This window comes from Candidatus Binatia bacterium, from assembly GCA_026415395.1.
Lineage (GTDB): Bacteria > Desulfobacterota > Binatia > HRBIN30 > HRBIN30 > HRBIN30.
Genome location: JAOAHD010000017.1, coordinates 194,948 through 207,467, shown reverse-complemented (window position 1 = coordinate 207,467; position 12,520 = coordinate 194,948). Strand labels below are relative to the sequence as shown.

The window sequence follows — 12,520 nt, the reverse complement described above, 5'->3', positions numbered from 1 at the left end:
CCGGCGAGCCCTGCCTTCGCGGCCGAAGAGGAGCCGAATTGTATGCGGTTTTACGAGTTTGAGGCAAAAAAGCTGTTTGGCAAGTATGGAATCCCATTGCCGGCGGGGTCCCGCGTGGCCCAGTCGCCTGAGGAGGCAGCGGCCATCGCGGAGCAAATTGGCGGGCCCGTGGTGCTTAAGGCTCAGGTTCTCACCGGCGGTCGGATGAAGGCCGGTGGAGTCTTGTTTGCTGAGACCCCGTCTGAAGCGGCGCACGCCGCAGAGAAGATCCTCGGCCTAGTGATTAAAGGGCACACGCCACGAGGCGTACTCGTTGAGGGGCGTGCCCCCGTGGAGCAGGAATACTATTTGGGTGTGACCTGGGATGGGTTCGCTCGCCTGCCGGTGATGATCTTCAGCGATATGGGTGGGATTGATGTGGAGGAAGTGGCGGAGAAGCACCCGGAGCACATCGCCAAGCGGCACTTTTCCACGATTCATCCCTTCTCGGACTACATGGCCAAAGAACTCATTGCTTCGCTCGGTGTCAGTGGCACGCCTCTGCTGCGCCTGACGCACATTGCCGCGCAATTGGCTCGTGCGTTTCAGAACCACGGGCTGACGTTAGCGGAAATCAACCCGTTGGCACGGCTCGAGGATGGGCGCTTTGTGTGTCTCGACGGTCACGTCGATTTGGAAGACGATGCTCGAGAGTCGCAGCGGGCACTGTTGGAGGAACTGGGTATTGACCCGAGTGAAAAGCGGCAAGCACGGCCGCCGACAGAATTCGAGATTCGCGGCGCGCAGATCGATGCCTCGGATCCGAGAGGTGTGGCGGGCAACGTGGTGGAGTTCGACGGGGATTTGGGTTTGATTATCGGTGCCGGGGGCGGGTCGTTGACGCTGTTCGACGCCATCCGCAAACACGGCGGGCGGCCGGCAAACTATTGCGAAATTGGCGGCAACCCGAGTGTGGCGAAGACGTGTGCATTGACCAAACTGATCCTTTCTAAACCTGGCGTGAAGAAAATCGCGGTCATGATGAACGTCGTGTCCAACACGCGGGTGGACCTCGTGGCCCGTGGTGTCATCAAAGGTGTGATCGAATCAGGGTACAAACCTTCGGAGAAAATCGCGATTTTCCGGATCCCCGGTTCTTGGGAGTCGGAAGGTTTTAAAATTCTTCAAGATTACGGTGTGGACTACTGCGACCGTACGGTGTCGATGTACGAAGCCGCCGGTCGGGCCGTGGCAAAGATGCGCGAGGGCTGAAGATGTCGATCCTGATTACGCGGGACACTACGTTCATTATCCAGGGAATCACGGGCCGTGAAGCGGTCAACATGACTCGGGAGTGCCTCGATTACGGTTCCAAAATCGTGGGTGGGGTGACTCCGGGACGCGGCGGACGCGAAGTGTATGGTGTGCCGGTGTACGACACCGTGCGGCAAATTACTTCTCGCATGCGCGTTGACGGCTCGGTTGTCGCTGTGCCGCCCGCCTTCACCAAAGACGCGGTGCTCGAGGCTCTCGATGCTGGAATCAAGCTCGTTGTGATCGTGACGGAGAGGATTCCTCGGTACGAAGTTGCACAAATGGTGGAGATGGCCAGGGTGCGAGGGGCGCGGATTATTGGCCCGAACTGTTTAGGAATTCTTTCTCCAGACGAGGCGAAAATGGGAGGACTCGGGGGCCGGGCGGAGGATGCGCGAAAGGCTTTTAAGAAGGGCTTCGTCGGCGTGATGTCCCGAAGCGGAGGGATGACAACTGAAATGTGCAATACCCTGAGTGCGGCCGGCCTCGGGCAGTCGACCGCAGTGTCCATCGGTGGCGACCCGATCATCGGGTCGACTTACGCCGACTTGATGCCGCTTTTTGAAGCAGACCCAGAAACCCGAGCGATAGTGATTTACTGTGAACCAGGCGGTCGAATGGAGGCCGAGCTCGCTCAATACGTGGTCGAGAAGAAATCCAGACTTCCCATTGTGGCATTTATGGCGGGGCGATTCATGGATGAAATGCCGGGGATGCGGTTTGGGCATGCTGGAACGATTGTCGAGGGTAAAGCCGACACCACGGCGGAAAAGATTGCCCGCATGGAAGCCGCCGGGATCTCTGTTGCGGAGCGGATCGAAGATATCCCCGGGATAGTCAAGAGCCGCTTGGGCTTGTGAGTGTGAGGAGGAGCCCTGCAATGGCGTTATTTATCGACGTTGAAGTCGACCCAAAGGTTGCTCGAGATACCGACTTAGCGCGCAAGCTCGTCGAAGTGTGCCCTGTGAATATCTTCGCGCTCGGGCCCAAGGACTCGCTCGAAATCGTCGAGAAAAACTTGGATGAATGTACGCTCTGCGAGTTGTGCCTAGCCGTTGCTCCTCCCGGAGGAGTAAAGGTTAAGAAACTGTACGGAGAGCGGGAAGTGCTGACGCGGCGCAACTGAGTCCGCCTCGGGGTAATTGCCCACAGCCCTATTCAATTCGGGAAACGGTTCCGGAGTCGTCCGCGACATAGAACACGGGAGCCGGACCGGCGACGCTGACGGCGAGCGGAGTTCGAATCGGTGCCCCAACGGACACGGTGCTCACTGCACCGCTAACGTTACCCGCGTCTTCGACCAGGTGTAGGTCGCCCGCGGTGCTCCCAAACACAACGGTGGTGCCTGACTCGTGCAGCAAAACCACCGGCGGTGCGACGATCTCGCCGGCAGCGAAAAACGACCATATGGGAACACCGGAGTTCGCATCAACGGCAACGAGCTGACCTCCAGGAACCGCAACGTACAACCGGCCGTTGGCCAAGGCTGGGCTCGCCACGACCGCGTCCTGTGGACCGCCGTTGCCTATGTTGTCGCTCAGTGACGCAACGTATTGGAGTTGCCCGGAAGGCGATATCTTGAAGAGTCGGGCGTTTGCATCGAGGGCGTATATGGCTTTCACGTTGGAAGGGTTGGATTCATCTAACTCGATCACTGGCGCATTGCGCACCGGGGCGGACACGCTCACCGCCCAGAGGAGGAATCCGTCGCTGCGTTCCATCCGGAGCAAACGATCGTCACCCCCGTACACGACTTCCCCAGTTGGAGTGACAGCGGGGCCGCCTGAAAGAGGGGCCACACTGACGCTCGAGAAGCGGATGACGCCGTTGGGGCAGATCCCATACAAAGCTCGAGCCGCTGAAGGGGCATAGACGGTTCCGTCCGTCGGGTGCAAAGCGACCGTGAGGCCGACGCTGCCTCCGGTATTCAACGGCCAAACCTGTGGCTGCGGACTCCCGTTCTGCGTAACTGCGTAGACGAAGCCGAGCTCACTGCCGAAAAATAGCGCCTCTTGATCCTGGCGGACGGCGACCAGTGGCGTGGTACGAATTGCTGAGGTAATCAGAAACGAGAACTCGGAATCTAGGAGCGGGGTCAAGTTCTCACTATCTAAGGCGTACATCCGCCCGTTGGAGTCCCCGACGTAGAGGCGGCGATCTGCAGCCGAGCTCGCTGGCCCTCCATTTCCAAGTACAGGCCCTGCGAAAAAGCGACCTCCGTCGGGGGTGCGAAATTGCGCTCGTATGAGCGGCTGTTCGAACGGTGTCCTGCTCCGGATTGCCCCGGTGTTTTGAAGATCCCTTTGGAATTTCGGCCAACTGGAATTCGCTAGTCGGGCCGGCTGAGCAAAGCTGCAGCGCACTCCATCACCGGAGCTGCATGCGGTTAACACGACAAGCAAACTGACAACGATCCCCGCCACAACCCGATTACGTCTGCAGCACATCACTGGCCTCCAATTCTGTACAGATACCCGTTATCGGCACCGATCCAGATTGTGCCGTCGCGGTCAACTGCTGGTGACGAACGAAGAGGCACTCCTGGCGCCAGGGCGATCGGAGGCCAAGCTGACCGCCCGGAGCTCGTGTCGATTGCGTACAGTGTACCCGCTGTGCTGCCGAATACGAGGTATGAGTCGAGCGACAGCGCTGGGCTCGACAGAACTTCACCGTCCACGGCCTGTTGGACATCCCCAGTTCTTACATCAGCCCCGTTCACAGAGTTCAGAACAAGTAGGCGGCCATCTTTCGTGACGATGAAAAGACTTGATGCCAGGGAGAGGGGAGTGGCGGTGGCCGTGGGTGACGGGGTTGCAGTTGTTGTGGGCGTGGGCTGCGGGGCGCCGTTGCTGGGCGTAGCGGTGGGCACTGGCAAAACAGGCTGACTAGGCGAGGGCGTTGGCTCCGGAGTGGGTGTGTCTTCAGGCGTCGGTACTGCCGCTTGCACACCGAGAGCGAACGACGCGGCCACTTGCGTCGCGGGTAATTTGCGCCGCCAGAGCTGCACTGCGCCGCTTGCGGAGAGCGCAACAACGGTGCCGTCCGAAGTATAAGCGAATAGGGTCGAGCCTGAGGTCACAGGAGCAAGTGCGACAGGCGTATCGGGATCCTCAAACGGACCCACAAACGTTGTCCACATTGGCTCGCCGCCCAGCAGCACATTTACGGCGTGCAGCCAGCCATCGCCGCTTCCGAAAATCAACGTCGATCCCGCACCGAGAGCTGCCGCGGTGATAAAGGGGAAGGGGTACGTGGCCGTACGCGGATAGGTCCAGAGTAGGTCCCCACTTGTCGTAATCGCGAAGACCAACCCCGTCTCCTGGGGAGAGCCTTTGCTCCTCACCCCTGCCGGCGCGAGAATCTGCGTTACCCTTCCCGTCACCACGTGCGTGAACAAGGTCACCGGCGCGGTAAAAGTGACGGCCTCCAGGTCGCTGCGAACAGTGGTGGCTTGGAAGCAGAGGGTACACGCGGGATGCGTCTGCCGATCTTCAAAGCCGTAGATTCGTCCGCTCGCAGATCCGAAGTAAACCACCGTTGCGCCAGCAGGCGGGGCGAAGACGGTCGGGGAGGAGAGCGTGGGTCCGATTGTGGTATTTCCGTCTGGACACGCCTCGCACTCTCCAGTTCGCCACTTGAGCTCACCGTTGCTTTTAACGGCCGCCAGCGTACCTCCCGTGCTCACGACGTACGCGCTCCCGTCAATCCCCAGAGCTGGGGACGCGACCACCGGCGAATACGGCGCCGCGCCATCCACGGGTACACCCAAAGGGTTGCCACGGGCTGTGCTCACTCGGCCGATGCCGGCCCCCGTGTGCGCGGCGTCATGTCGAAACCGCGGCCATGCAGAGGAGGCCAGTGCGCTACTGCCCGAGCCCCCCGAGTTGCAGCCGGTGATGATGGCAGTACCAACAACGAGCGCGAGCAAAAGCGGCCGCATCGAATCATCTCCATCTCGCGGTGTTGGCAGCTCCCGCTGCCTTGTTGGGACGTCGGGCCACAAGGCGGGCAAGATAAGCTGGTGGATGATATTCCAGCAAGCCCTCCTCGTAGAGAAGAAGCTCAAAGTCCGCGAAGTGAGCTAGAAGTTCGCCGCGCTGCAGCAGATGATTTGGATTGCGTGGGTGCCCGATCTTTTGCTGGTCCACCAAAAAAGTTTCATAAATCACAACTCCCCCAGGCCGAAGCGCGGCGCGGATGCCATCAAAGAGGTCGCGCTGCAGGTAGTGAAAAATCACGATACCCCCGTAGCGCTGATGGGGCAGCGGAAAGTGCTCTAGGTCCGCGGCGATGGCGGAGATTGGAAGATTCTCCGGGCGGGCGTTGCGCATGAGGTGCTGCAGCGCGACATGGGCAATGTCGATGACCTGCACGGGGAGACGCCGCCGCGCCAGAAACAAAGCGTTCCGCCCGTTTCCCCCCGCCAGGTCGAGAACGGGGGCTTGCAGCAGGTGGTGCCACTGGACAAGCAAGGGTGCCGGGGCTGTCGTGGCTCGTTTACCGTCTCGGTACCGGGCCTCCCACTTGAGTTTGTCGCTGTACACCTTGGCACCCCAGTCAAGGAAGGGTAACGCGCGCAAGAACTACAACGTCCACGTTCTCGGCTCCAGCGCGACGCAGGGCGGCGCTGCACTCGTGGACGGTGGCCCCGGTTGTCATCACATCGTCGATCAGCAGTACGGAAGCACCGCGAATTTTGGTTGCCCAAGATGGGCGGACTCGGAAGGCATCTCTGACGTTCTCTTGGCGGTCGCGCCGGTTGAGCTCGGCCTGCGCCGCTGTAGCCTTCCAACGCTCCAGCACGTCAGGCCCGATCTGGTTTGCGGGGGCCAGGAATCGCGCAAGCAACAGTGCCTGGTTGAATCCCCGCCAGCGAAGCCGGTCGCGTGTAAGCGGTACAGGAATGACCCAGTCGTACTGGGACGGATTGATGGGGCTGGAGTGAAGGAGCAGCTCGCCAAGCGTTGCGGCAAGGGCGACCACGCGACCGTACTTGAACCGAGCGATCGCCATGGCCAAAGGGCTGTTCTGCTCCCGTTGGCCGTAGATGAAGGCTGCGCGTGCCCGATTGAATGCTGGTTCCCGGCGAATGCACTCCCCACAGGGCACTTCTTGGTCGTGATTGCCGGCGAGCGGTGTACCGCAGACAGAACACCAAGGCCTTATGAGAGGTCGCAACGCACGAGCACAGTCGGGGCAAAACGCAAACGCCTGCTTGGTTAACCGTTCGCAGGATGCACACACTTGTGGGTAGAGTGCATCTAGGACCCAGCTCGACAAGGCCATGACCAAATTGTAAGAACTCGGGGATTCACAGGGAAGTCAGCCAAAGTTGGCCTACTTTATTGGACACACGGAGGCTAAAGCTGTCCCATTAACCTTGCGGACCACCAGGGGGTCTTTTAGAAGGCGCGCTGCCAATCCAAGGCTTGGTGGTGAGGAGGATTGTCATGCGTAGAGGCATGCTGACGTTAGCCATCTTGGTCATCATGGGGGCAGCCGTGCACGCCGCGGAGAAGACCGTTCAGCCGAGAGCGGAGACCCCGAAGGTTAGTCCGTCGACGCCTCAGCCGTCTGTGCCGCCTACGTTAAGCGCCGAAGACTTAGAACTCCTCAAAAAAATTATCTTCACGATCGAGGCGGAGCCAGACAGTGGAGTGGCGCCCCTTAAGGTAAAGTTTACCGTCGATCTCCTCGGCGAGGAGCTGCGTAAGCCACGATTTCACTGGGATTTCGGGGACGGTAGCACCTCAAAGGAGCGCAGCCCGACGCACACGTACAAGAAGCCAGGTGAATACAAGGTCTCGTGCAGGATTGACGATGTCGACGATCGCTGGGGGCGCGACGAATTGACGATCTTTGTCGATCCAAAGGAGTAGCCGTGGCTCGGCTGGTCAAGGGTGGATGCTCCATGCCGTTTCTTGTTGACTGCTGGCGCGCAGGTCGAAATAAACGAGGGTATGAACGCTTTTAAGCGGTTTTTCCTGGGCTTCCTAGCTGGTATTGGGGTGATGTATTGGATACTTCACCACGGAGAGGCCACGTGGGGTGAAGCTTGGTCGTGGCTCAACAAAAATGCCTCGACCTACAGGGGAGATGCGGCGCACGAAAAAGCCCGGGAGATCCTTGGCAACTGATCGTCAGGCCAGCCTCACCGGGCCCTTGCACGGCATACGGATTGTTGATCTCACACGCGTTGTTGCTGGGCCATATGCGACCATGCTCCTCGCGGATTTGGGGGCGGAGGTCATTAAGGTTGAGCTGCCTGCCAAGGGTGATGACGGGCGGTATGGTTACCCTACTGTTAGTGGGGTTCCCTTGGCTTTTGCGGCGCTGAACAGGAACAAGAAGGGGATTACCCTGGATCTACGCAAGGATGCTGGTAAGCGCCTGCTGCGGGAGCTGGTGGCGAGGTCGGATGTTCTGGTGGAGAACTTCTCCGCCGGAACGATGGAAAGGTGGGGGCTCGGGTATCGAGAGTTGAAAGAACACAATGAACGGCTTGTTTATGTTGCACTTTCCGGTTTTGGGCATACCGGTCCGTACGCAGCACGCACGAGTTACGACATCATCGCACAAGCCATGGGCGGGTTGATGGGGCTGACAGGCTTTGCGGATGGCCCACCCATTCGCGGAGGCGGTGCCTTGGGTGATTTTATCGGCGGGTTACTGACAGCGTTTGCTGTGGTGTGCGCTGTTCGCTGCCGGGAACAGTTTGGAATAGGGCAATTTGTGGATGTGTCCAACATGGACGCAATTTTGAGCATGACCGACAATTGGGTCACCGTAACCGACGTCACCGGACAACCGCCCAGGAGGATGGGCAACAGGCATCCCTTCACCGCCCCGTATGATTGCTTTCGAGCTCGTGATGGCTGGGTGGTGATTGCGGTGGGCAACAGCGCATTGTTTCGGGCTTTGATGGCCGCCATAGGGCGCGAGGACCTCGGGCGAGATCCGCGCTTTAAATCGCCACAGGCACGATTGGACAATTGTGACGAAGTGCACGCGCTCGTTCAAGACTGGGTGGCAGGTCGGACCGTGAACGAAGTACTCAGTGTGCTTGGTCCAGATGGCGCAAACGTTCCTTGCGCACCCGTAATGGAGATACCAGAACTGTTGCACGATCCGCATGTCCGTGCTCGCGAGATGGTTGTCGAGGTGCCTGACGCGCGCCTGGGCAAAGTTGCTGTCGCGGGGATTCCAGTGAAGTTTGCGGAAACCCCTGGAGCGATTCGATGGTTGGGCCCGGAACTTGGCGAGCACAATCGCGACGTTTATTGTAACTTGCTCGGTTTGAGCGACGACGAGCTCGCTTCATTGAGGCAGGATGGGGTGATCTAAGCTATGCCAAACGAACTACCAATCATCGAGAAGCTGAAGAAGGAGCTAGCTGATCTACAATACGAGCTCACACGGAAGCTGCCAAAGGAGTTGCAAGAGGCAGCCAGCCATGGGGATTTAAGCGAAAATGCTGAATACGATGCTGCAAAGCATCGGCAAGAGTACGTTCGCGCGCGGATTGCGCAATTGCAGTCCAGAATCAGTCAGCTCTCCCTTTATAACTTGAACTCCGTGCCCCGGGATGTGGTGGGTTACGGAAGTCGGGTGACGCTGGAAGATGTGGAGGACGGAAGCCGTTCGGTGTTCGAGATTGTGATGCCGGAGGAGGTAAACCCTGCGGCCGGGCTGATTTCGTTAAGTTCGCCGTTGGGTCAGGCATTGCTTCATAAAAAGGTGGGAGACGAAGTGGAGGTGAAAACTCCGCGCGGCGAGCGCACGTACACAATTGTGGAATTGGTGACGTTGCACGACCGCGAGTCTCTCTGAAGCGCAAGCTCCTTTCTGAGCTTTTATGGCGGGCTGAAGAGGAAGGGGCCATAGCAAGCGCGTTCCTGCCACACTTCTGAAAGCCCGTGCTCCACAGGCTGGAGAGCACGAACCTGCCCCGGCGCAGACGGCTCGGCGAGCGCTCAGGGCTCGCGCGAGAGTGTGGGTAAGGGAACGGCGCGTTCTTGCGGCTCTGGCCCGGTGTATGCTAGAAAACCGCGCACAAATTGGTGAACCGCTTTATAAAGTGGGTTCATGGCCCACTTTTTTTGTTTTGGAAGTGAAGATGACCGAGGACGTACCGGTTCAAGTCTGGCGAATTGCGGAGCCGCTGTTGGAAAGCGAAGGCATGGAGATCTTCGACATTGAGTTTCGGCGCGAGCACAGCGGGCTTGTGTTGCGCTTGTTTGTGGACCGAACTGACGGCCAAGGGGTAACGTTGAACGAACTGAGCCACGTAAGCCGGCAGTTGAGCGATCTGTTGGATGTGCACGACATTGTGCCGGGCAGTTACACGCTGGAAGTGTCGTCGCCGGGAATCAACCGCCGATTGCGGCGGCCGGATCATTTTCGGCGCTACATTGGGCAGAGGGTGCAGGTGCGAACGAGCGAAGCGATTGAAGGGCGTCGCTCTTTTTCCGGCGTGTTGGAGGAAGTGGATTTCGAACGAATCCGGGTTCGGGATGCTGCGGGGGATCATTGGATCCGCTTTGAGCAGATTGCCCGAGCGAATTTGATTGTGGAACCGTAACGCTAGCGATTGAGGTGGAGCATGCCGGTTCAAACGGAGTTGAGTCGGGTTATCGAGCAGGTCAGCCGTGAAAAGGGTATTGACCGCGATCAGGTGATCGAGGCGGTGGAACAGGCGGTGCTCTCGGCGGCAAGGCGGAATCTGCCGCAGTCAATTCGGCTCGAAGCAAAGTACAATCCAGAAATAGGTGAGGTCGAGCTGTTTCGGACGCTCACGGTGGTGGAGCAGGTCAAGGATCCCGAAGCTGAGATTTCGTTGCAAGAGGCGCGGCAGCGCTACGATGAAGAAGCACAGTTGGGTGACGAAATTTTGGAGAAACTCGATCAGCGGCACAGCCGCATCGCGGCGCAAGCGGCACGCCAAAATCTCGCGCAGAGGCTTCGGGACGCAGAGCGGGCGTTGATCTACAACGAGTTTAAGAACCGAAAAGGAGAGATAACCCACCTCGGTACGGTCCAGCGATTCGAGCGGAAGGATATTATCGTCAATCTGGGTCGAACCGAAGCAGTTTTGCCCGAGAAGGAGCAAATCCCCCGCGAGCGCTACCGCCAGGGAGACCGTATTCGTGCCTACATTCTCGATGTAGAGATGTCTCCGAGTCGCGGGCCGAGGATTGTATTATCGCGGACCCATCCTGGGTTTTTGATCAAACTGTTCGAACATGAGGTTCCGGAGATTGCCGAAGGCATCGTTGAGGTTAAGGGTGCGGCAAGGGAGCCGGGCGTCAGGGCGAAAATCGCAGTGACTTCGAGGGACCCCGACGTGGACCCTGTTGGTGCGTGTGTGGGCCCGCGGGGCACGCGTGTGCAAGGAGTGGTGCAAGAACTTCGTGGTGAAAAAATTGACATTGTTCCTTGGAGCCCCGACCCAGCCGAATTTGTCTGCCGTGCGTTGGCGCCTGCAAAGGTGAGCCGGATCATCATCGATGACGAAGAACGGAAAATGGAGATCATCGTTCCCGACGACCAACTGTCGCTTGCGATTGGTCGTCGGGGGCAAAACGTCCGGCTAGCCTCAAAGCTTACCGGGTTCGACCTGACGGTGAAGAGCGAATCAGAGGTTGCCAAAGAGCAGCACGACGCGCGAGTTTCCTTGATGCAGTTGCCGGGTGTAAGCGAGACGCTTGCAGACCAGTTGTACGAGGCAGGCATCAAGAGCATTGAGGAGCTCGCGGCAGCGAATGCGCTGGATCTGGCAGATGTTGCAGAATTGGACCCCGGGAAGGTAAGCGAGCTGATTGAGGCGGCGCAGCGTGCGGTCACGAATTCAGCGTCTGGCACTGAGCCATCTGTCGGGACCGCAACTGCTGAGCAAAGCGGCTCAGGACTCGGTGTGAGAGAGGGGGAGGAGCGAGCTGCGGCAGAAGTGGCGGAGGAAGGGCAGGGATCGTAGAGAAAAATGCCCCACCGCCACACTCCTAGTCGCCTCTGCGTTGGTTGTGGTAAACGCTCGCCGAAGGAGGAGATGATTCGCTTCACGGTCGATAAAGAAGGTACTTTGAAGGTCTCCCCGTGGTCTGAAGGGCGCGGAGCATATCTGCATCGCGACCCAAATTGCTGGCAGCAGTTCGCTGCGCGCAAAGGAACCGTGCGATCGCTGGGGCGCGGTGTGGAACGTAATCTCCGGGAAGCCCTGGTGCATACGCTCGCTGCGATGGCTAAAGAGATCTGACGGCTGACTTTCTTCTAAGGAAACGATTTCAGGGATGGCATCAACAGTAGGTACGAAACGGGTTCGAGACTTAGCAAAAGAATTGGGAGTCGAGATTGGGGCCTTCCTCAGCGCGGCAGAGCGGGCGGGTGTCCACGGCAAACGTCCGCTCAGTGGCCTAACAGAGGAAGAGGTGCGGAGGGTCCTGCAAGTTCTCAGCCGAGAGAGCGAAGCATCTCCTGCGGTTGTTGTCGGCGAGGAGCGTGTCGTCACCGACCAAGAGGGGCAAACGATTGTCGAGCGCCGCGTGAGTGCCAACATCATTCGACGGCGTGCCGCCTCGTCACCGAGTCGTAGTGAGGCAGCTCCCCCAACTCCCGAACCAAATACCCAATCGGCCAGCGCGCTGGCGGAGTCGAGCCCATTGGACGCCGGTGAATCGGTTTTGGAGGCCTTGGAAGCGGTTGTGCCTCCTTCCCTCGACGAATCGATGCTTCCTCCTCCGCTCCTTTCGGAGGGAGAGTTGGTTGCGGGTTTGGCGGACGCGAACGTGTCTCCATTGCCGCCCGCGGAACTGGCGGAGGTGGGGAGTGAAGCGACTTTTAAGGCTCCGCAGGCCCGACCCGAACAAGAGGGGGATGTTGCTGTTCTAGACACGCCTGTCCTGGGAGCCCAGCCGAGGTCAGAGGAGGCTCCTGGGAGTGCGCAGCGTGCCGAAGGATTGCAGCGTGCCGAAGGATTGCAGCGTGCTGAGCAAACGTGGTCCGCCCTCGCTGAAACCTCCGTGCAGCCGGAACGAATTCCCTCGCAACCTGAGGCCCGCTCTTTGGAAGCCAGTTCGCCAGAGGGTGAAGCGGTTACGGACTCACCGCGTCGAGGGCCGAAGGTGCTGGGGCGCATTGATCCAAAGCAACTGAACCCACAAACTGCACGGGGACGCGTTGCTCGCGAGCGCCCAGGTGTGGCTGGGGTGCCTGCAGGCCGGGACCGGGCTTT

General features: G+C 59.2%; 12 protein-coding genes and 3 pseudogenes. 10 read left to right on the top strand and 5 right to left on the bottom strand.

The window, feature by feature from the left end; genetic code table 11:
- The first annotated feature begins 42 nt into the window (after positions 1-42).
- From N3C12_13980 to N3C12_13970, 3 genes are read left to right on the top strand one after another with little or no spacing between them, the layout of a single operon-like run.
- Positions 43-1,251, top strand: coding sequence for an acetate--CoA ligase family protein (locus tag N3C12_13980; GenBank protein MCX8073534.1), 1,209 nt, complete (start codon positions 43-45; stop codon positions 1,249-1,251).
- 2 nt (positions 1,252-1,253) lie between these two features.
- A complete protein-coding gene (locus N3C12_13975; protein MCX8073533.1) occupies positions 1,254-2,153 on the top strand; it encodes a CoA-binding protein in 900 nt (299 codons plus the stop codon).
- A 20-nt stretch (positions 2,154-2,173) separates the two neighbouring features.
- On the top strand, positions 2,174-2,419 hold the full coding sequence (locus N3C12_13970; GenBank protein MCX8073532.1) for a hypothetical protein: 246 nt from the start codon (positions 2,174-2,176) through the stop codon (positions 2,417-2,419).
- 28 nt (positions 2,420-2,447) lie between these two features.
- Here N3C12_13970 and N3C12_13965 read toward each other — a convergent pair whose 3' ends face one another.
- The 5 genes and pseudogenes from N3C12_13965 to N3C12_13945 form a co-directional block, all read right to left on the bottom strand.
- Complete coding sequence (locus N3C12_13965; protein MCX8073531.1) at positions 2,448-3,740, bottom strand: PQQ-binding-like beta-propeller repeat protein; 1,293 nt, start codon at positions 3,738-3,740, stop codon at positions 2,448-2,450.
- Positions 3,741-4,117: 377 nt separating this feature from the next.
- A pseudogene (locus N3C12_13960) lies at positions 4,118-4,222 on the bottom strand (energy transducer TonB).
- Positions 4,223-4,270: 48 nt separating this feature from the next.
- Positions 4,271-5,233, bottom strand: a pseudogene (locus N3C12_13955) (PQQ-binding-like beta-propeller repeat protein).
- 4 nt (positions 5,234-5,237) lie between these two features.
- A complete protein-coding gene (locus N3C12_13950) occupies positions 5,238-5,873 on the bottom strand; it encodes a class I SAM-dependent methyltransferase (protein ID MCX8073530.1) in 636 nt (211 codons plus the stop codon).
- Positions 5,851-6,306 (bottom strand): phosphoribosyltransferase family protein, encoded by a 456-nt coding sequence (locus tag N3C12_13945; protein ID MCX8073529.1) that lies wholly within the window; start codon positions 6,304-6,306, stop codon positions 5,851-5,853. The genes N3C12_13950 and N3C12_13945 overlap by 23 nt, the downstream gene beginning before the upstream one ends.
- A 437-nt stretch (positions 6,307-6,743) precedes the next feature.
- Here N3C12_13945 and N3C12_13940 point away from each other — a divergent pair, with 437 nt between their 5' ends.
- From N3C12_13940 to N3C12_13910, 7 genes and pseudogenes are all read left to right on the top strand, one after another.
- Positions 6,744-7,172 carry a PKD domain-containing protein gene (locus tag N3C12_13940; protein ID MCX8073528.1) on the top strand — a complete coding sequence of 143 codons (429 nt, stop codon included), beginning with the start codon at positions 6,744-6,746 and terminating at the stop codon, positions 7,170-7,172.
- Positions 7,173-7,419: 247 nt separating this feature from the next.
- Positions 7,420-8,637 carry a CoA transferase gene (locus N3C12_13935; GenBank protein ID MCX8073527.1) on the top strand — a complete coding sequence of 406 codons (1,218 nt, stop codon included), beginning with the start codon at positions 7,420-7,422 and terminating at the stop codon, positions 8,635-8,637.
- Positions 8,638-8,640: 3 nt separating this feature from the next.
- Positions 8,641-9,123 (top strand): transcription elongation factor GreA, encoded by a 483-nt coding sequence (locus N3C12_13930; protein MCX8073526.1) that lies wholly within the window; start codon positions 8,641-8,643, stop codon positions 9,121-9,123.
- 286 nt (positions 9,124-9,409) lie between these two features.
- Positions 9,410-9,874, top strand: coding sequence for a ribosome maturation factor RimP (locus N3C12_13925; GenBank protein MCX8073525.1), 465 nt, complete (start codon positions 9,410-9,412; stop codon positions 9,872-9,874).
- Between the two features lie 21 nt (positions 9,875-9,895).
- Positions 9,896-11,266 (top strand): transcription termination factor NusA, encoded by a 1,371-nt coding sequence (gene nusA, locus N3C12_13920; protein MCX8073524.1) that lies wholly within the window; start codon positions 9,896-9,898, stop codon positions 11,264-11,266.
- A 6-nt stretch (positions 11,267-11,272) separates the two neighbouring features.
- Positions 11,273-11,545, top strand: a complete 273-nt coding sequence (locus N3C12_13915) for a YlxR family protein (protein MCX8073523.1) — start codon at positions 11,273-11,275, stop codon at positions 11,543-11,545.
- A gap of 34 nt (positions 11,546-11,579) precedes the next feature.
- A pseudogene (locus tag N3C12_13910) lies at positions 11,580-11,723 on the top strand (translation initiation factor IF-2 N-terminal domain-containing protein).
- Positions 11,724-12,520: the final 797 nt, after the last annotated feature.